The organism is Novosphingobium sp. fls2-241-R2A-195 (assembly GCF_030209485.1).
In the GTDB taxonomy this organism is placed as follows: domain Bacteria; phylum Pseudomonadota; class Alphaproteobacteria; order Sphingomonadales; family Sphingomonadaceae; genus Novosphingobium; species Novosphingobium resinovorum.
The window spans coordinates 193,333-210,800 of sequence record NZ_JARVRY010000013.1; the positions used below are offsets into that span (position 1 = coordinate 193,333).

The window sequence follows — 17,468 nt, forward strand, 5'->3', positions numbered from 1 at the left end:
AGGCACTCAGATGAGGCCGGCGAGGGGGCTCGACGGATCGGCGTAGCGGCGCTGGCCCATGCGACCGGCGAGGTAGGCGTGGCGACCGGCCTCGACTGCCAGCTTCATGGCGCGGGCCATGCGGACAGGCTCCTTCGCCTCGGCGATCGCGGTGTTCATCAGCACGCCATCGCAGCCCAGTTCCATCGCCACGGCGGCTTCCGAAGCGGTGCCGACGCCCGCGTCGACCAGCACCGGCACCTTGGCGCCCTCGACGATGAGGCGCACGGTCACCTTGTTCTGGATTCCGAGGCCCGAGCCGATCGGCGCGCCTAGCGGCATCACCGCGACGGCGCCCGCTTCTTCCAACTGCTTGGCGGCGATCGGATCGTCGACGCAGTAGACCATCGGCAGGAAGCCTTCGTTCGCGAGGATTTCGGTGGCCTTCAGCGTTTCGCGCATGTCGGGGTAAAGCGTGCGGGCCTCGCCCAGCACTTCGAGTTTCACCAGATCCCAGCCGCCGGCCTCGCGCGCCAGGCGCAGAGTGCGGATGGCGTCTTCGGCCGTAAAGCAGCCGGCGGTGTTGGGAAGGTAGGTAATCTTCTTCGGGTCGATGAAGTCGGTCAGCATCGGCGCCTTGGGGTCCGACACGTTGACACGGCGCACCGCGACGGTGACGATTTCCGCGCCCGAGGCTTCCACGGCGGCGGCGTTCTGCGCGAAGTCCTTGTACTTGCCCGTGCCCACGATCAGGCGCGAGGTGAAAGTACGACCGGCAACAGTCCAGGTATCGGCGGGGAAATCGGTCACGAAGCGCGTCCTTTCGGGGAAGCGTGAATCAGGAAAAGCGGGGGCAGGGCGGCCCGATCAGCCGCCGCCGACGAAGTGGACGATCTCCAGCACATCGCCTTCGGACAAGGTCACGTCGGCAAGCGTCGAGCGCGGCGCGATCTCGGCATTGTGCTCGACCGCGACCTTCTTCGGGTCGAGGCCGATCTGCGCGACGAGGTCGGCAATGCTGGAACCGGCGGCAATGCGGCGCGGTTCGCCATTCACGGTAAGCAGGATTTCGGCAGCCATGGCTTGCCGAATAGCGCTCAACAGGCGCCGTGCAAGTTCCGAATGTGCGCGAAGGCGACGAGGCTGACGCCTGCGATCGTCAGCACGGTCTCCTCGATCCCGTGATCGACGAGGAGGGCGATGCCCATCAACGTCAGGCCCGAAGCACCGATCGCCAGCGGCGCGACCCGCCCGTGGCGCAGCACGCCGAAGCCGAGCGAAATGATGCCCACGACCAGAGCCATCGCCAGTCCGATGCGGTGGATACTGGGCGAAAGAAGCGCTTCGCCGCCCAGTCCCAGCACGCCGACAAGCACGACGCCCAGGATGCAATGCACCGCACACAGCCCGCTCAGGATGATTCCGGCACGGTCGAGGCGGTTACGAATCGCAAGAAGGGCAGTACGCATGGGCAGCCATCTATGTAACGTTGTATCATTTCGCAAGGGCCGGACGCAAAATTTTCACGCAGGACTCGTCGAAAACACGTGCCGTCGAACGCCCTCTTGCGCAAATGCCCGCAAAATCGCAGGAATCGCCCGCATGACGGAAGAAGCAGACGCATGAGAGTGAACGACGGTCGCCCGATCATCGGGACAAGTGATGATATCGCCCCGATGGTGCGCTGGCTCCTGAGTGTTGCGGTGCTGGTGGTGCTGATCGTCGCGGTCGGCGGGATCACCCGGCTCACCGAGTCGGGCCTTTCCATCACGCAATGGAAGCCGCTGACCGGCGCCATCCCGCCGCTCACCGACGCTCAGTGGCAGGCCGAGTTCGCTCGCTACAAGCAGATCCCGCAGTATCTCGACGTCAATGGCCCGGCAGGCATGACGCTGGCGCAGTACAAGTTCATCTACTTCTGGGAATGGTTCCACCGTCTTCTGGCGCGCACGATCGGCCTCGTCTTCGCGGTTCCGCTGGCGTGGTTCTGGTACAAGCGCACGATTCCCGGCGGCTACAAGCCGCGCCTGCTGGCGCTGTTGGCGCTGGGCGGCCTGCAGGGCGTCGTCGGCTGGTGGATGGTCTCCTCCGGCCTCAGCGCCGAGGCGCTCGACCGGGTGAGTCACTTTCGCCTCGCCGCGCACTTGCTGGTGGCGCTTTTCACGCTGGGCGGGCTCGTCTGGACCGCGCTGGACCTCAAGGCGATGGAGCGGGGAGAGCAGCGCGCGCGGCTGACCCGCTTCGGCGCCCTGGCGCTGGGCATGCTGGCGCTGCAACTGTTCATGGGCGCGATGGTGGCGGGCCTGCGTGCCGGTTACATCGCCGGCGCCGGCTGGTGGAGTTGGGACGCCTGGCCGCTGATGCAGGGCAGCTTCTTCCCCGAAGGCGTCGATTGGGCGCGCGGGTTCTTCTCCTCGCTGGTCAACGATCCCTACCTCACGCACTTCATTCACCGCTGGTGGGCCTGGGCCATCGTCGTGGTGCTCGTCGTCATGGGCCGCAGGCTCAAGGCGAAGCACGAGCGGCTAGTCTCGGTCGCGGTGCACTGTGCGTTCGGGACGCAGGTGCTGCTGGGCATCTTCACGGTGTGGTCCGGCGTGACCTTGTGGATCGCCGTGGCGCACCAGCTTTGCGGTGCACTGCTGGTCGCCGCGACGGTGTGGGGCGCGCATGCCCTCGGTCGCCGGGGATGACAGGCGGTGCGCTCGTCTGGTGCCCGTTCCCCGACGAGGACGCGGCGCTGGAGGTGATCGACGCCATGCTCCACGAATCGCTGGCGGCCTGCGCGAACATCGTGCCCGGTATTGTCAGCGTCTTCGTCTGGAACGGCGAACGCGGGACGTCGCGCGAGGTCGGGGTGCTGTTCAAGACCCGGGCGGAACTGCTGGATGCTGCCGTCGCCCGGGTGGCGCAACGGCACCCTTACGAAGCGCCCGCCGTGCTCGGCTGGCGCTGCGATGCCGGAGCGCCGGGAACGCTGGCAGGGCTGGGCGGATTGCCGCTGCCTGCTTGAAGGTATTATTTTACCTCTCTGCAATCCCGCGCATTGCTTGACTTACGCAGCCATTTCGACGATTTGGCCGCCTTCCGCGCTATCAGGGGATTCGCTCCCGTGGCTGGCGCTCGAATTATAGGGAATGACCAGCCATGAAGGCGCTCACGAAGGTCACCCGGTCGATCAAGCCGGCCGAGGTGGAGAAGAAGTGGCATCTGATCGATGCCGAGAATCTGGTTGTAGGCCGTCTGGCCGTGATCATCGCCGACCTGCTGCGCGGCAAGCACAAGCCCAGCTTCACCCCTCACGTTGATTGCGGCGACCACGTCGTCATCATCAACGCGGAGAAGGTGCGCTTCACGGGCAACAAGCTCAAGCAGCAGACCTACTACAAGCACACCGGTTATGCCGGCGGCATCAAGGAAGTCACCGCGGACAAGGTCCTCGCCGGTCGCTTCCCCGAGCGCGTGCTTGAAAAGGCTGTCGAGCGCATGATTCCCCGTGGTCCGCTCGGCCGTGACCAGATGCGCGCCCTGCACGTCTACGCCGGCACCGAGCACCCGCACGGTGGCACCCAGCCCGAAGCGCTCGACGTCGCTTCGATGAACCGCAAGAACAAGGTGGGCGCATAATGTCCGACAACGAAACCGTGCAGAGCCTGTCCGACCTCGCGGACATCGCCGGCAACGTCACCGTCGGTGACGAGACCGTGGCAGCCGCTCCCGTCTCGAACGCTCCGCTGCGCGAGCAGCAGATCGACGCGCAGGGCCGCGCTTACGCCACCGGCCGCCGCAAGGACGCCGTTGCCCGCGTGTGGATCAAGCCCGGCTCGGGCAAGATCATCGTCAACGGCCGTGACCAGGAAGTCTACTTCGCACGTCCGACCCTGCGCCTCGTGATCAACCAGACCTTCCAGGTCGCTGGCCGCGAAGAGCAGTACGACGTCATCGCCACCGTCAAGGGTGGCGGTCTGTCGGGCCAGGCCGGCGCTGTGAAGCACGGCATCGCCCAGGCTCTCGCCAAGTACGAGCCGGCCCTGCGCTCGGCCGTCAAGGCAGCCGGCTTCCTCACCCGCGACAGCCGCGTGGTCGAGCGTAAGAAGTACGGCCGCGCCAAGGCACGCCGCAGCTTCCAGTTCTCGAAGCGCTAAGTTGGAAGCTGGGTTTAACCAGCTGGAAATTAAGGAAAAGGGGGTCAGAAATGGCCCCCTTTTTCGTTACACGCAGCTTACACGCTCGCCGCAGAAATGCGCTGCCACGGGTTAGCCTGACACACGCAGATAACACGCGCAATTACACGTTTGTTCATGTTTTGATCGCAACATCGGTCCCGCGAGCTTACGACTTAGTCACCTTTACACGCATAGGGTGGCAAGCATGGGGCATCAGCAAGACACCGTAAAATTGATGGGCGGCGCAATCGTCCTCTACAAGCGCGGCGACAATAGTGACGGGACGTGGCAGGCTCGTTTGGAGCTTGGCGGCGGGAAACGGACACGCCGCAGCCTGAAGATATTGGATCAGGCAGGAGCGGAACGTGCCGCCTTGGAACTCTACAGCAAGCTAAAGCCCCGTGCAGATGCTGACATGCCGCTGAATTCCATCAGATTTGACGAATTCTGGGACAAGCGCTGGATTCCTTGGGTTGAGAAGAACCTCAGCATTCACCGTCAAAGGCTGCACAACGGAACTGGTACCCGTTATATTAAGCCGTATTTCGGTAACTGCGCCGTGGACAAGATCACCGTGCAGAAGGTCGAAAATTACGTCGGTTGGCGTCGCGAAAAGGGAATGAAGCGCCCAGCTCAAAAGACGCTGATGATGGAGATTGGATTGATCCGCCAGGCACTGGATCAGGCCGTGCGCTGGTCACTCTGCCCCGTAATGCCGCGGATCAAAGTCCAATTGCTCAAGACCGATCCTAACCGCGCCAAGCGTTTCGGATTTGATGCCGACGAGTGGTTCAAACTGGCGCAGCACATGGATGATTGGCAGCACAGCGGACAGCACAAGCTGCACAATCACCAGCGTCAGATCGTCCGATGCCTTGTGTGGTTCTACTATCTCACGGGCATGAGGCCGCGCGAAGCCGCCCTCTGCAAATGGGCTGACGTGAAATGGACCCGCGACGGCCTCGCCAAGATCACCGTGATGAACGAAACGAAGACGGGTACGCGAATTGTGTTCAGCCAGCCCGGCCTCAAGGCATATTTGCAGGAATTGGAGAATCTCCGAAAGAATGACGGCAGCACGGAAGAGGAGAAGCTTTTCCTATTCAAGCCGGGCTGGGATCCGCATCACACTTTCCGCAATCTGTTGACTGAGGCGGGCTTGCTGAAAGGGCCAGATGGACACAACCGTACCATCTATAGCCTGCGGCATACCTACATCACCGATCGACTTACAAACGGGAAGCAGCACGCCGACATTGCCCGCAACTGCGGAACCTCCGTGACGCAAATCCACAAGCACTATGACCACGTGCTGCCAGAGCACCGAGTCAAAGAGCTAACTGGATACCCAGAGGGCGAATGGGATCCTGCAACGATCCTTGCTGCTCTACGCTTTGCGAAGCAGAATGGCGGGGAGGATTTCGATTTTGACGCTCTCGTGAAATCCGCAGGGCTTGCTGATTTGGAAAACGACCCGTGGGGCGAGGAGCATCCCGCACTCAGACGCGCTCTCCAGCCCGACGATGGCGATTTGCCCGGCCCCAGCAGCGCAACAGCTTGAAATGGAGCGTCAGCGCTCAGAAGCTCTGAAAGGGCATTCTCACTAGTAGTGGGATTCGCCGCCGTCTCAGATCGACGCGCGAGAATGCCGACGCTTGATCGACGGCCTCAAGTTTGGAAGGCAAGAATGCGGCAGAATTTGCAGGATGGTTCGGGGCAATTTTTGGGGTGGCGGCAACAGGTGGGGCGGCAGATCAGGGGGTACATTGCCGATGGATCGCCAGCGGGATGGTTCAATCCCGAGCTAAATGCCACCTATGATAGCAATGGCCGCCGTATAGGTGTCGGCGATCTGCTCGCTTCACTAATAGTGAGACTACGCGGCTAAGCATGGCAATCTCGCTTGACGTTGTGCGCCAACGATGTTCGCGGTTGTCTAGGTTGAAAAATGAGATACTTATCCGCCAAGAGGTAAGCCTGCTGGTACGGTTTGCCGTAAAGGGCGGGCAAGTTGCGACATGGCTGATACTGATTGGGTTTCTGCCCTGCTGCGCGCCTATCCCACTCTAACTGCACGCCACGTCGAGATTGTTGAGCACTTGGTCAACGGTTTCACCAAATCCGTTGACGCAACCCAATACCGCACAGATTTCATCAGTACGAGCGAGTTCGAGCATCTATCGGGGCGTTTGATTGCCCACCATGCGACGTCCTCGAATCCGCTGAAGAAAGAGAATTTCGAGCACGCCCTCGAAGCAGCGTTCACGCTGGAAGGCAAAAATGTGCCCCCGACTGATGATCCCACGCGCCGAGGCGCCGATCTTGTCGTTGATGGCCTCCGCATCTCGCTCAAGACGTGCAGCCGAAAAGCCAAGCCGCTAACATCTATGGACGTATCGAAATTTGCAGAGTGCCGATGGTTGCGCGAACCATTGCAGCGCAAAGATGCGTCAGAAATCAACCGGCTTATGAAGGCCGCGCTAAACTCGCATCTTCAGGATTACGAAAAGATAATAATGTTCTGCAACGGAGTGGTCGGTAAATTTGTAACGTACAAAATGATCGAAATTCCTAAATCGATATTTCAGATTGCCAATATCATTGGTGATAGAGATTTCGCGACTTGTCTACTTAAAGGAACTCAAACGCTAACTATACCGCTTCTACAGAATGGATCTAAGGTTGCTAGCTTGTCCCTCGATGGCAGTGTCGAGAAGATGCGGTTCCTAGGTATCAACGTGGGCAGTTGCATGTTGCACGCGGAGTGGAAGGTCGAGTTGCCTTAGATCGCCTCAAGCAAATCCCTCATGACCGTTTGTGCTTGAAACTGCCCGTTGGCGTCGTCTCCGATCACGCTGGCAATTTGCTCGCTTACAAGGGGGGGGACCGCGTCGCCAATGTGGCGATAGCGCGAAGCGAGGGACCCTTTGAACACGTAATCGGCCGGGAAGCCTTGCAGCAAAGACATCTCGCGAACACTCAAGAGTCGATCCTGTTCGGGGTGACAGTAGCGACCGTTTCCTGGCGAGCTGCATTCTCGCGTGATGGTCGGTGCAGGGCGATCCCACCAGAGCCGCCCGTAGATGTCGGGAAATGAGCCCGGCTTCTTTTTGTTCATGCTTGGAATGCGGAGGTGAGCCAAAGAATCTGGAATATCGGTCCAGCTACCTCCGTCCTGCGGGATGCTCATCAAGCGCTTCAATGGAACCTCCGTCATTGAAGGGCAGGCGTGCATGTCGTCCTCAGGGTGGGTTTCGCCTGCACGAAGGGGCGGCAAGTGGCTGATCGCGTCGCGCACTGTTCTAACACCCGACCGCGATGGTTCAGGGAAAGGTGCATGGCCCTCGCGTTTGGCAACCAGCATGGCGCGAATTCGCCTCTGAGGAAGGCCAAAATCAGTTAAGTCATGAACCTCGGCTTTAATCTTGTAGCCCAAATCTGTGAGGGATCTCACTAGAGACCGGAAGTGGTGCTGATGCTTTCCTTTTATTAGCTCCTTTACGTTCTCCATCACAAAATACTCCGGCATAAAATGCCGGACGAATTCAGCGCTCCGTTGAACTAGTCGATTTCTCGGATCGTCATTGACTAGGTTGTTCGCATTCTTCTGACTGAATCCAGTGCAAGGGGCGCAGGAGATCAGAACTCCGAGATCGCCTATCTTTAGGTCGAAAGCGCTTAGAAGCTTGAGGGGGTCAACCGCACTCAAATCTTCAGCCATCGGGGCTATCCCAATGTTTGCTTTGTAGGTCTCATTGCAGTTCGTGCTGCCATCTCCAGAACTGGGTTTGCCTCTTTCGATATCGACTGCCCCCACAACCTCGAAGCGTCCATCACGGTGAAATCCGGTCGACATTCCGCCCGAACCAGAAAAGAGGTCAACGACGGACAAAACGCGAGTCATTCCATAGGTCTCCGAATTTCACAGGCAAAAGCTGCGAGCTTGAGTTTATGCCCGCGTGAGCAGCAGGCATCAAGCCGAACCGTTCACATGATGTTCCGCTTCAGCCGATTATGCACATCATCAGATAGGCGCGGCAGGTGCGGGCGCGCTATAAGCGCAACGCTCTACTGCATTAGGGGCAATTATGGCGATCAAAACGAGGACGAACCCTCGTTATGCCGCTATGTCAAGCGGCAGGCTGTTTGGTCTTCCGCTGGACCTTGCGGTCTGCGATAGCAGCTTTGGCCTGCACGTCGAGTTCGCCAGCATTAATGGCTTCGATGATCGACGCGATCAGGCTGGGAAGTTCAGAGAGGTTTTCTACCTCCACGGCATTCATGCCCTTGGCCAGTTCCAGCGGCTTGCTGCCGTAGCGAATCTGGAAGAACATTTTGCCCTGGGCATCCGTGAACCAGCCTTTGCGGACATGACGTGGGGCATCTATGCGAACCTTCTCGCCCTCTTCGTTGATGCGGGTCACGCGCTTGGTAGCGCTGAACGCCGTGCCGCTGATTTCTGCTTCCGCGAGCGCCTTCTGTTCGTTGAGGAAACCGATCAGTTTGCCGCGTAACACCTGCTCCGGCGTCAGGAGCGCATTGCGGGTGGCAGCGGTCAGCTTGAGGGTCTTCAGGATCGACATTTTCATTACTCCTTGGCCGTGATGGTCAAGGTCAGTCGATGGCATCGTCATTCGGAAGGTCGACCAAAATGTCCAACCGTGCTTTTTACAACGCGGAAACGCTGCTACCCAATCATTATAGCAAGTGAAGAAGCCAATGGACCCATCGCTACCATTTGAAGAATATGCAGATGCGCTGGAGCGCAGCGGCCAGTATCGCGTTTTGCGGCGCCTCCCTGATCTGGATTATGAACGCCGCAGTGCATTTCCCGAAGAGCGCGTTGTAGCAATCATTGATACTGAAACGACAGGGTTGGATTCTAATAGAGACGACGTAATCGAGTTCGCTGGAATTGCATTTTCCTACAGAGCGGACGGCCAATTGCTAACGCCATTGAATTTCATTTCGCAGCTTCAGGAATCTCGTTCCCCGCTGCGTGAGGAAATTGTGCGCCTTACCGGCATTAATGATACGATGATTAAAGGGAAGTCGTTCGATATCGATGCGATAGAAAATTTCATTCGATCTGCTGACTTAATTGTCGCTCATAATGCTTCTTTTGATCGGCCATTTTGCGAGAAAATATCTAAGATATTTGCCAATAAGCCGTGGGCATGCTCTGCCACTGAAGTTGATTGGAAAACTCTCGGATATGAAGGCACGAAGCTCGCGTATTTGGTCAATAGTTCAGGCTGGTTTTTCGATGCGCACAGGGCGCTCGATGATTGCCGAGCGTTAGCAAAAGTGCTTTCAACTAAAACCTCTACTAATGCTCCGCACACGCCATTTGAGCACCTGTTGGCATCTGCTCGTGAAGTGAAATGGCGGATAGCATTCTCTGCGCCATTTGAATTGAGAATGTCATTGAGAGAGCGTGGCTTCCGTTGGAAACCGGGGCAAGAAGGCAAGGCTGGCAGATGGACGGGCGACTTTTCTGAAGTGGACGCCCGTGATCTAGTGAATTGGCTAACTGACACCTTGGGGGTTAAAAAAGCGACAGTTAGCGTTGATCGAATTACCGCGTTTGAGCGGTACCAAACCTAAACTTGATGGGCAAAGACGTACCACGCGGTGGCACCAATCACTACCAATAATACCAAGATATTTGAAGGAACAGATATACAGAAAACTAATGCTGAGAATGTAAAATTTCTAACAGGATACCAAATTTTAGTAATCCATCCTGTTGGCTTTTGCTTGCTGAAGAGATAAATTTTATAGTCGCTAGGACTATGGTTAACCTCAGTATCCGCAATGTCATTTTCGTAATCGGTTGCCCAATTCCTTAGCGCCTCCATATCAGGCATTGGTTTTGCAACTTCCCTTTCCATCGCCCGCATTCTTTGGTTTATCCGAATTGCATTTTGATGCAGTCGTAAAGCTAAGACGCTACGACTTAAAGCATAGTCAAATAGCGTTATCACTAGAATCCAAACTGACGCGATTACGGATAAAGCACCAAAGAATTTTGCACCATCGCTTCCAAAGGCATCGGATGACACCAGCGAAATTACGGATATTGCGATAAGAAATATCGACAGTATTGATAGTGTTGCAACGCTAAATCTGTCGCGAACGGTCAGATTGTTCGCGGCGCTAAATCGAGTTCCGCTCGTTTTTTGCATTATATTGATTAGATTTTTATAATACTCTATTTCAGAGCTCATGGATACGCATATCCCATTCCTTGAGGATCGATGCCGCCCAAGCCATGGCGTGACCAGCTTTTTCTAGCAGCACGCCAAGCGGAGAAAAAGCTGGGGAGCTTCGTCTCCATCGAAATCCCAGAAAATTTATACCAGCCGCCATCAATTAACTGCTCAGATGTTAGAGGCGTAATGGCACGTTTCTTTGGCAGATTTGCAGCAATGTCGATGCGCGCTTTGTATGCGCGCTGAAGGACGTTTGCCAGCCACCCGTCCAGCTCCCTAAATACGCTCCCATCTTCGACTAACGCAAAATACGATACAGCGCCCGAGATATTTTTAATCGTTGCCTTGCTACTTAAAGTTCTGTCAATCGATGACTGGGATAATCCGCCATAAATGTAAGATCGCAACTCATTTATGCATGTTACAAGGTCCCAATCCTTGAACTTTTTGCCGATCCTTTTCTCATTCAATGATTTTGCTCGGCGCATATGGAGGAGCAAATTGTTATATATGATTGTTGAGCAGCGGCGCTTTATATTACGTTGAGCGCGCTCACCTACAAACAACCCGCCTTTAGTAAATCTGTATCCAAGAAATTCAAACTCAGAGATATGAGCCATTTCCATTGGAGAGTCAGAGAACATCCTAATTCCGCTGGATTTCAAGGCGTTGATTTTTACACCACTTTTTCTAGCGAAGCGATGGAATGCTTCAGCAGTGCGTAAAGCATCTTCGTATGATGTGTTGACTACAACAGAGTCGTCCGCAAAGCGTGCGAATGTGCCATTTAGCCTGCCGAGTTCATCATCAAGTGGATGTGCAGCCACATTGGCGATAAACAAGGATAGGCTATTGCCTTGAGCCGTACCGCAGTCACGGCTCCCAAGCTGCCCGCTTACCGATTTAAAATCGTGGGTCAAAACTGATCGTAGAAGGCTGCGCTCCATTTCTGTTGTAAGAAACGAACCTTTTTCGAATAGAATACTATCAAGATATTTGTGGTCAATTGAATCAAAATACGATGAAAAATCGTACTGGCTAATGAAAGCAATATCTAAAGAAATTGCAGACTTCAGCTTGATGACCGCGTCCAGGGGGGTTTTATTTACCTGATAAGCATAGCTGCTGTCCGAAAAAATTTTCGCATTTCGCTGCCGTAAGTTGTTCAAGAAAATTTTCGCTACAGCTGCATCTGGCACGCTAAAGCTATCTATAGTGCGGAAACCGCCTGTGGCTTTCGGAATTTCTACGCGCAGAGAAGCTATTGGTTTGTATGTTCCCGCCTGCAAGGCGGCCCATATGCCCTTCGCTAAAAATTTGGCGTGATTGATGCAGTATCGCGGATCAAAATGCGGGTGGTGACTCCATGAGTTTGGAGTGACAGAAGCGCCGCCTTTCGCCTTTTTGCCTGTTCTTTTTGTAAAGGTCTTCCGGTATTTGTGCGTGTAATACCAGTCACGTGAGTACTTTGCTAACCGCTTTTTTGCCTCGCTCTCAATAGCGGTGAGCAGCAAACTCTCCATATTTTCCCCCAAGAATTCGCCAGCAGGCAGCAGTAGTCAGAAACCGTTGCATGGTGAGTCACGACCGCCGCCGCAACCCCGCAAAGTGAAGCCGCTACCTGCTGGCTAGTGCTTCTCGCACATAAGTTATTGATCAACAGCTAAATCGATCAGTGTCAAGGCTGATCAAGAAGATCCACTGCCGAGCAATCGGTAAACCGACTGTCGGTGACAGCCCATTTCCTTCGCAATCGCCCCTGCCGTCATGCCTTCAGCAGCTAGCGCTTTGATCTTTGCTGGATCAATGCCAGCCTTACGCCCCACATAGATCCCGTTGGCCTTCGCCTTCGCGATGCCAGCGCGCTGCCGCTCCCTGCGAATGTCGTTCTCAAATTCCGCGACGGCACCCAAGATCGCGAGCGTCAGCTTGCCGGTGCTACTACTGGTGTCGATGGATTGATGGACGCACTGAAACGCGACGCCCTTGCGGCCCAGTTCGTCCAGTAGCTGGAACAGGTCCGTCAGCGAACGGGCGAAGCGGTCCAGCCTACTGACCACGATTGTATCGCCCTCGCGGACAAACTGTATCATCTCCAGCAGCCCGACACGCGCCCTGCTGGTTCCACTGGCCTGATCCTGAAAGATGCGGTCGCAGCCGTGGGCAGCAAGTTCATCTATTTGGACCTCAAGGCTCTGGTCCGTGGTGCTGACGCGCGCATAGCCGACGATCATATGTGCTCCTGTCACTTTTGAATCTGGAGCCTGACCATCTGATGTCATTTTTGGCGAAATTCGACCTGAATGTGACAGGCGCAGCGCGGAATGCGACTGTCACGACAGGGACTACCTGATTTTGGCTTCACTCGAAGTGAAAGCGCCACCTCGGGCAATGAGAATTAGAGCGCCTCCTTCATCAAAGTAATGGCCGATTCAATCGCTTCCTTTTCCTCTTTGCTTCCGCACAAAATCTTAATGTAAAACGTATATTCACGGGTCAATTGTGAAAAATCGTTTACATACTGATGATAATCCCAATCGTATATCCAATTTACGACAAAGCCTCTTCCGAATTCGTCAAATGGATAATCGACGAAATTGTCAATAGATTCAGGACTGTCAGGATCGAATGATCCAGCAATTATTTTCTGAAAATCTATTAAAATATCTCCACCCAATGTGTCTTCGTCAAGATCGATGACCAAATCATGATTTATATTTGGAAAATTGCTCTGAGGTTCAACATTTATTTTCACTACAAAATATCCAATTCAGCCGAGTTTATAGACTTTTTGCGCTCTCTCATGGCCCGCATCCGCTCTTTTGCGGTTTTCGGCGACTTACTGGCCTTTGGACGGCCAGCCTTACCAAGCTCCCAATCCAGCCCCGTTTCCAGCTTGGTCATCATGCAGCCGTCGAACTTGCTGGCCAGCCAAGCAGCGCTTGCTTGGCTGGGAACAATCACCGTCACGGGCCCGCTGGCCTTGGGATCACGCAGGGAACATCGCATGATCGCCTGATATTCCGATTGGTAACAGATGACTGTGCGGACCTGCGCGTCAGTCAATCCTAACATGCCCAGAAACTTGGCGCTGGCATGGTTATGGACAAGCGCGATCAGGCTGACCACGGCGTTGCAGTTCTGAAAATGGGGCTTGTTCAGGCCGTGGCTTACCGCAGGCAGGCGGTCGTTCTGGTCGAACATCGGCATTTCCGCAGCCTTGTTGGCAACCCAGAGGAACCGCCGTTTCGCGAAATGGTCCTGCACAAAATGCCCGACCGCCTCCAGCAGCGTCTTGCCCGTTTGCGGGTCCACTCGTCGTGAGCGCGAAATCGACCATTCATGCTCGAACAGGAAATTGACGGTAAGGCGGTGGCCATTGTCATGCTTCGTGAAGCGCAATCCCTTGGACAGTTGCGGATGCTCCACGAACTGAGCCTCGCTGAGGGCTTCCCACAGGATGAAAAGTTCGGTTTCCGTCGCATTCGCGCCCATGAAGGTCACAGAGCGATAGTCCGCAACAACCTCCGCGCGAAGCAGCGAGAAGAAATTCAGCTCACCTTTTGGCCGTTTGCCATTGAGCAGCGCATTGAATTCCGCCGTCTCGACCATCACAGTGCGATTCTCGTCGAGTAGGTGTGTGGCAATCTCGCCAAACAGGCCCAGAAGCTGATCGCCGGTTTTGTTGACCCGCAGCGCTTCCATCTGGGATTTGGACCCCTCACGGATTTTCACCGCTGCAACCTTGTCCGTGATGTCCTCCAGATCGAGCAAGTCCGTCAGATGGCTGTGCGTCTTGGCCACTCTGAGTGAAACATTTTCGAAGACGGCGGGAATTTCATCGACAAACAGATCCCAATGGACACGATAGGCATTGGGGAGACGCTTCAATGCCTCGTGCGTGATGAGCAGGATTTGCCCGTTGTGTGGGTCTGCCTGTCCCATATGCTCAACGATCTCAGGCGTTATGGGTTTGCCATCGCCTGCATTGTAGATGGCTTGAGCGGTAACGTCAGGGAATCGGGATTGGATTTCCGCGAGGGTCTGCAGAATCAGCACTTTGGTAGGCTGGGCAATCAGCACCTTGGCCTTTTGTGTCTTCACTAAAGTGGCAGCGTGGCCGACAAGCTGATGCGTTTTCCCTGATCCTGCACCCGCGTTTACATAATGAATGGGCGTGGCCGTCATTTTAAATTCAGTTCCTGAATGATCGCCTCCGTCAGTTACGGCGGCACCAGCATAAATTGCTGAAATGTTACGATAATTATCTTAGATATGGGTTTGCGTAACGCCAGGAATTGAGGAATTGGTTAAAAATGAGGGAAGTGGGAGTGCAAAAGGCCTGCGCCAGCAAGGCGTTTTGCGCTTCTCGCCTCGTTTTTATGGATTTGCGAACCGCGATGCGGAGCAAAGCGGCTGAGTAAAGCCACAAAAAGTAGGGGGGATGCCTAACCCACAAGTCCGCCGTCAACGGCGAGACGCAATGGCGAGACCGCGCAAATGGAAAATATCTTCCGCTGCGCTGCGCTTGCGCAAGATAGCTTCCCACTTGCACAGCATGATGTTGGGCAAGCCCAACCTCATGCCATGATAATAAGTTGTCAGCGACTTCAATCTCTCAGTGGCTTCTGCGGAGCAGCAAAAAATGGGGCGGCGCGATAGCGCTTTCCATCTGAGTGCCGCCGTAACGGGCAACGCCTTGTTAACGGTCGCTGCCTAATCTGATCGTTCGCGTCGGTCACTGTAGTGGTGGCTGTCGCGATAGCTCTTTGAATGCTCAGGAAAATCCAACGCGAGAGCAAGCAGCGCGTTTGCAAATGCGTGTCCGTCCATTGGCTTAATGCCGTGACGATGGGCTGCATGGAGAACAGGCGTTGCCACAACCGCAGGGTCAAACCTGCATCCGCCAGTGGCAGCGCTGCAACGCTCAGACATAGGAGATTTTATGAGCACAGAAGACGTGAAGAATACTTTATTGAACCTCGTTTCTCAGTTCACCACGCGAGTGGATGACGACGAGAAGACGATCAGGAGCCTTGAGGCTCAAGGCCATAAGGTGACTTGGGAACAAATTCAGGAGGCGTATGGCATTGCCCAGCGCATCTTGGCCCCAACGAACCAGACGGCCTATGAAGCAATCCTCACGGATTGCGGCATCCCCAAGGCTACTGAAAAGAGCAATCGTTGGTTGCCCGTCACGAAGCTGTTGTATGGCCGTTGGAACTCCGCAAGGACGGAATTCGTGCTGAACCGCAGCGCTGAAAAGTATGCCTGTTCATTCAGGTATTTCGAGACCAACGGTATCCCTGCGAGCGGTGTCGCCGCATATGTTGAGGCGTTTAACGACCCTCAGCATGGCGCGCATCTCAAGGGTATTGAAGCTGCGGACCGTGCGACGAATGGCAGGACGAAGGACGACGCAAAGATTGATCGCCTCAAGCGAATTGGTCTGAGCCGCGTCAATCCTGACGTTGTTCGCATCAAGCGGCCTGACTGCGTGCCTGCGGGTAAGCAGAACGGTTTCTTGTGGTTCGAGGTTGAAGGCGACGAGATTGTCGTGCTGGGTTACGATGACATCAAAATCCAGCAGTTCGACCAGCTTGCACTCCGCAAGGGGCGCAAGATTGAAGCTGACAAGCGTGCGAAAGCTGACGCGGAAGTCGATGCGATCGCAAGCGGAGGAAGCTCCAATGAGGTATCTCAGGCTGCGTAAAAGCGCCAAGGGGGTGGAGGCAGCAATGTCGCCATCCCCTTTTCGCGTCCTCACTCTTCGTGAAATGCGGTCTCGCCGCCACGCCGATCAGGAATTATCTACATAGTAAATTTGCAGCGAAGCGATGATCGCGCAATCCATCCAAAAGCGGCCTGCCTGAACAGCATCGACACCGCGCATGATGGATATATGTGGGTAGAATGGGAGTCTGCCTTCCAGATTGAAGGCGAATAAATGATCAGTTTGATCGCGGCTGCAATTTTCCAATGTAGGAGATGCGGCGAGCCTTTTCCGCATCCTTCTTTTGCTTCTGGCGATCCTTCACTGACTGCATGGCTTGTTTCGCTAAGTCCACATCGCGCTTTCTCGCCGCAATCAGCGACTGCTCAGGCGTCATGGGCTTTTTAGGCTTGCGCGGCTTCGTGGGTTTGGCTGTGGCGAACTCGTAAAATCTCATACCGTATTTATGTCTGCTCACTCTAGTGAATTGAAAATACACGATAATTTTCAATGTTCTTACACGTCTCTTACACGTACATATCCAAATTGTTATTATCCATTTGATATTACATTATAATATTTTAGGCTCGGACTAGCGAAGCGTTAATCGCTTTCAGAGTTTCGGCTACAAAAAGGGGTCGCGGGAAACCGCGGCCCTTTTTCGTTATGCCCAATGTGGGATGCCGAGCGCAGACAAGGCGCCAAGACTTTGAATTTCCCGACTCGGCGTTGCGTTTTACGGCATCGGTCTGGTACGCATTTCAGCCTGCTCGGCTGGAGTTGACCTGAGATGGAAACAACGGTTCCCTCGGAACTACGCGACTTTCTGGCATCGCTGCCGATGGCGCTGGCTCTGGCATCTATCGAGGGGGATCATCCGCTTCTGTTCGTCAATGAGCGTTTCAGCGAACTGACCGGCTATTCCGGTGACGACGTGATCGGTCGCAACTGCCGCTTCCTGCAGGGCGATACGCGGGATGGGCAAGCCCATGCGAAGTTCCGCGCCTTCCTGCACAACGACGACACCATGTCGGCCAGGGCGCCGATCATCAATTTCCGGCGAGACGGTTCGGCCTTCGTGAACCTGCTCTACCTGACACGGTTGCGGGCGGAATCGGGCGAGACACTATCCTGGGCTCGCAGTTCGATGTGAGCCGAGTGGAGGTCGAGCGCTTGCAGGCGTACGACAGGGATCTGGCACGGGCGCTGACCGGCCTCGGCCCCCTGAGCGTGTCGGCCGTGAACAATGCGATGTTCGTTTCGGCGACGGGTAGATTGCGTCCGATGTGCCGTGAGGGGTTTATCGAACTGGTACGCTGCTTTCAGGCAGCGCCCATTTCGGGCAGGACTGGGGATAGCCAGGCGGCGATGAGGGCGCGCAAAAGCGCAGTCAGC

General features: G+C 55.5%; 20 protein-coding genes and 1 pseudogene. 10 read left to right on the forward strand and 11 right to left on the reverse strand.

The features are described from left to right. Window positions 1-6: 6 nt before the first annotated feature. Genes QRN25_RS11850 through QRN25_RS11855 form a run of 3 tightly spaced genes read right to left on the reverse strand, consistent with a single transcriptional unit; the run spans window position 7 to window position 1,448 of the window. Window positions 7-789 carry a bifunctional sulfur carrier protein/thiazole synthase protein gene (locus tag QRN25_RS11850; RefSeq protein WP_309298985.1) on the reverse strand — a complete coding sequence of 261 codons (783 nt, stop codon included), beginning with the start codon at window positions 787-789 and terminating at the stop codon, window positions 7-9. Window positions 790-846: 57 nt separating this feature from the next. Then, on the reverse strand, window positions 847-1,059 hold the full coding sequence (gene thiS / locus QRN25_RS26360; protein ID WP_008831265.1) for a sulfur carrier protein ThiS: 213 nt from the start codon (window positions 1,057-1,059) through the stop codon (window positions 847-849). A 17-nt stretch (window positions 1,060-1,076) separates the two neighbouring features. Beyond that, window positions 1,077-1,448: a MerC domain-containing protein gene (locus QRN25_RS11855; protein WP_008831264.1), complete on the reverse strand. Its 372-nt coding sequence runs from the start codon at window positions 1,446-1,448 to the stop codon at window positions 1,077-1,079. A 153-nt stretch (window positions 1,449-1,601) separates the two neighbouring features. On the opposite strand from QRN25_RS11855, the gene QRN25_RS11860 reads away from it, so the two are divergent. The 6 genes from QRN25_RS11860 to QRN25_RS11885 all read left to right on the forward strand — a co-directional run bounded on the left by QRN25_RS11860 (window position 1,602) and on the right by QRN25_RS11885 (window position 6,931). After that, entirely contained in the window at window positions 1,602-2,672 is a 1,071-nt protein-coding gene (locus QRN25_RS11860; protein WP_271182550.1) for a COX15/CtaA family protein, read from the forward strand. Continuing rightward, window positions 2,669-2,992 carry a divalent-cation tolerance protein CutA gene (cutA, locus tag QRN25_RS11865; protein ID WP_271182549.1) on the forward strand — a complete coding sequence of 108 codons (324 nt, stop codon included), beginning with the start codon at window positions 2,669-2,671 and terminating at the stop codon, window positions 2,990-2,992. Before QRN25_RS11860 ends, cutA begins: the two co-directional genes overlap by 4 nt. Before the next feature lie 134 nt (window positions 2,993-3,126). Beyond that, on the forward strand, window positions 3,127-3,606 hold the full coding sequence (gene rplM, locus QRN25_RS11870; protein WP_008831262.1) for a 50S ribosomal protein L13: 480 nt from the start codon (window positions 3,127-3,129) through the stop codon (window positions 3,604-3,606). Continuing rightward, a complete protein-coding gene (rpsI, locus tag QRN25_RS11875) occupies window positions 3,606-4,124 on the forward strand; it encodes a 30S ribosomal protein S9 (protein WP_008831261.1) in 519 nt (172 codons plus the stop codon). The genes rplM and rpsI overlap by 1 nt, the downstream gene beginning before the upstream one ends. A 226-nt stretch (window positions 4,125-4,350) precedes the next feature. Beyond that, complete coding sequence (locus tag QRN25_RS11880) at window positions 4,351-5,706, forward strand: tyrosine-type recombinase/integrase (protein ID WP_285019658.1); 1,356 nt, start codon at window positions 4,351-4,353, stop codon at window positions 5,704-5,706. A gap of 457 nt (window positions 5,707-6,163) precedes the next feature. Further along, window positions 6,164-6,931 carry a hypothetical protein gene (locus tag QRN25_RS11885; RefSeq protein ID WP_285019659.1) on the forward strand — a complete coding sequence of 256 codons (768 nt, stop codon included), beginning with the start codon at window positions 6,164-6,166 and terminating at the stop codon, window positions 6,929-6,931. Here the strand turns inward: QRN25_RS11885 and QRN25_RS11890 are convergent. Both QRN25_RS11890 and QRN25_RS11895 read right to left on the reverse strand, forming a co-directional pair. Next, on the reverse strand, window positions 6,928-8,049 hold the full coding sequence (locus tag QRN25_RS11890) for a DNA cytosine methyltransferase (protein WP_285019660.1): 1,122 nt from the start codon (window positions 8,047-8,049) through the stop codon (window positions 6,928-6,930). The genes QRN25_RS11885 and QRN25_RS11890 overlap by 4 nt on opposite strands. A 226-nt stretch (window positions 8,050-8,275) precedes the next feature. Next, a complete protein-coding gene (locus QRN25_RS11895) occupies window positions 8,276-8,728 on the reverse strand; it encodes a hypothetical protein (RefSeq protein WP_285019661.1) in 453 nt (150 codons plus the stop codon). A gap of 136 nt (window positions 8,729-8,864) precedes the next feature. Here QRN25_RS11895 and QRN25_RS11900 point away from each other — a divergent pair, with 136 nt between their 5' ends. Continuing rightward, complete coding sequence (locus QRN25_RS11900; RefSeq protein ID WP_285019662.1) at window positions 8,865-9,752, forward strand: 3'-5' exonuclease; 888 nt, start codon at window positions 8,865-8,867, stop codon at window positions 9,750-9,752. Here the strand turns inward: QRN25_RS11900 and QRN25_RS11905 are convergent. The 5 genes from QRN25_RS11905 to QRN25_RS11925 all read right to left on the reverse strand — a co-directional run bounded on the left by QRN25_RS11905 (window position 9,749) and on the right by QRN25_RS11925 (window position 14,548). Next, on the reverse strand, window positions 9,749-10,375 hold the full coding sequence (locus QRN25_RS11905) for an SLATT domain-containing protein (RefSeq protein WP_285019663.1): 627 nt from the start codon (window positions 10,373-10,375) through the stop codon (window positions 9,749-9,751). The genes QRN25_RS11900 and QRN25_RS11905 overlap by 4 nt on opposite strands. Next, the gene (locus tag QRN25_RS11910) at window positions 10,372-11,883 is read right to left on the reverse strand and encodes a reverse transcriptase domain-containing protein (protein ID WP_285019664.1); all 1,512 of its coding nucleotides are present in this window, start codon (window positions 11,881-11,883) and stop codon (window positions 10,372-10,374) included. The genes QRN25_RS11905 and QRN25_RS11910 overlap by 4 nt, the downstream gene beginning before the upstream one ends. A gap of 165 nt (window positions 11,884-12,048) precedes the next feature. Next, window positions 12,049-12,594 carry a recombinase family protein gene (locus QRN25_RS11915; RefSeq protein WP_285019665.1) on the reverse strand — a complete coding sequence of 182 codons (546 nt, stop codon included), beginning with the start codon at window positions 12,592-12,594 and terminating at the stop codon, window positions 12,049-12,051. 164 nt (window positions 12,595-12,758) lie between these two features. Then, window positions 12,759-13,115, reverse strand: a complete 357-nt coding sequence (locus QRN25_RS11920; protein ID WP_285019666.1) for a hypothetical protein — start codon at window positions 13,113-13,115, stop codon at window positions 12,759-12,761. Continuing rightward, complete coding sequence (locus QRN25_RS11925) at window positions 13,115-14,548, reverse strand: DEAD/DEAH box helicase family protein (protein ID WP_285019667.1); 1,434 nt, start codon at window positions 14,546-14,548, stop codon at window positions 13,115-13,117. The genes QRN25_RS11920 and QRN25_RS11925 overlap by 1 nt, the downstream gene beginning before the upstream one ends. A gap of 757 nt (window positions 14,549-15,305) precedes the next feature. Here QRN25_RS11925 and QRN25_RS11930 point away from each other — a divergent pair. Then, the gene (locus QRN25_RS11930; protein ID WP_285019668.1) at window positions 15,306-16,073 is read left to right on the forward strand and encodes a hypothetical protein; all 768 of its coding nucleotides are present in this window, start codon (window positions 15,306-15,308) and stop codon (window positions 16,071-16,073) included. Window positions 16,074-16,311: 238 nt separating this feature from the next. On the opposite strand, the gene QRN25_RS11935 is transcribed toward QRN25_RS11930, so the two are convergent. Continuing rightward, a complete protein-coding gene (locus QRN25_RS11935; protein ID WP_285019669.1) occupies window positions 16,312-16,584 on the reverse strand; it encodes a hypothetical protein in 273 nt (90 codons plus the stop codon). A gap of 279 nt (window positions 16,585-16,863) precedes the next feature. On the opposite strand from QRN25_RS11935, the gene QRN25_RS11940 reads away from it, so the two are divergent. Together QRN25_RS11940 and QRN25_RS11945 are read left to right on the forward strand one after the other, a co-directional pair. Beyond that, a complete protein-coding gene (locus QRN25_RS11940; protein WP_271182548.1) occupies window positions 16,864-17,226 on the forward strand; it encodes a PAS domain-containing protein in 363 nt (120 codons plus the stop codon). Window positions 17,227-17,246: 20 nt separating this feature from the next. Further along, window positions 17,247-17,468: pseudogene (locus QRN25_RS11945) on the forward strand (hypothetical protein); the annotation flags it as partial.

Bases quoted from the DNA above. Each gene is read 5' to 3' on its own strand.
- thiS (WP_008831265.1), bottom strand. From the start codon at position 1,059: ATGGCTGCCGAAATCCTGCTTACCGTGAATGGCGAACCGCGCCGCATT.
- QRN25_RS11855 (WP_008831264.1), bottom strand. From the start codon at position 1,448: ATGCGTACTGCCCTTCTTGCGATTCGTAACCGCCTCGACCGTGCCGGA.
- QRN25_RS11860 (WP_271182550.1), top strand. From the start codon at position 1,602: ATGAGAGTGAACGACGGTCGCCCGATCATCGGGACAAGTGATGATATC.
- cutA (WP_271182549.1), top strand. From the start codon at position 2,669: ATGACAGGCGGTGCGCTCGTCTGGTGCCCGTTCCCCGACGAGGACGCG.
- rplM (WP_008831262.1), top strand. From the start codon at position 3,127: ATGAAGGCGCTCACGAAGGTCACCCGGTCGATCAAGCCGGCCGAGGTG.
- rpsI (WP_008831261.1), top strand. From the start codon at position 3,606: ATGTCCGACAACGAAACCGTGCAGAGCCTGTCCGACCTCGCGGACATC.
- QRN25_RS11880 (WP_285019658.1), top strand. From the start codon at position 4,351: ATGGGGCATCAGCAAGACACCGTAAAATTGATGGGCGGCGCAATCGTC.
- QRN25_RS11885 (WP_285019659.1), top strand. From the start codon at position 6,164: ATGGCTGATACTGATTGGGTTTCTGCCCTGCTGCGCGCCTATCCCACT.
- QRN25_RS11890 (WP_285019660.1), bottom strand. From the start codon at position 8,049: ATGACTCGCGTTTTGTCCGTCGTTGACCTCTTTTCTGGTTCGGGCGGA.
- QRN25_RS11895 (WP_285019661.1), bottom strand. From the start codon at position 8,728: ATGTCGATCCTGAAGACCCTCAAGCTGACCGCTGCCACCCGCAATGCG.
- QRN25_RS11900 (WP_285019662.1), top strand. From the start codon at position 8,865: ATGGACCCATCGCTACCATTTGAAGAATATGCAGATGCGCTGGAGCGC.
- QRN25_RS11905 (WP_285019663.1), bottom strand. From the start codon at position 10,375: ATGAGCTCTGAAATAGAGTATTATAAAAATCTAATCAATATAATGCAA.
- QRN25_RS11910 (WP_285019664.1), bottom strand. From the start codon at position 11,883: ATGGAGAGTTTGCTGCTCACCGCTATTGAGAGCGAGGCAAAAAAGCGG.
- QRN25_RS11915 (WP_285019665.1), bottom strand. From the start codon at position 12,594: ATGATCGTCGGCTATGCGCGCGTCAGCACCACGGACCAGAGCCTTGAG.
- QRN25_RS11925 (WP_285019667.1), bottom strand. From the start codon at position 14,548: ATGACGGCCACGCCCATTCATTATGTAAACGCGGGTGCAGGATCAGGG.
- QRN25_RS11930 (WP_285019668.1), top strand. From the start codon at position 15,306: ATGAGCACAGAAGACGTGAAGAATACTTTATTGAACCTCGTTTCTCAG.
- QRN25_RS11940 (WP_271182548.1), top strand. From the start codon at position 16,864: ATGGAAACAACGGTTCCCTCGGAACTACGCGACTTTCTGGCATCGCTG.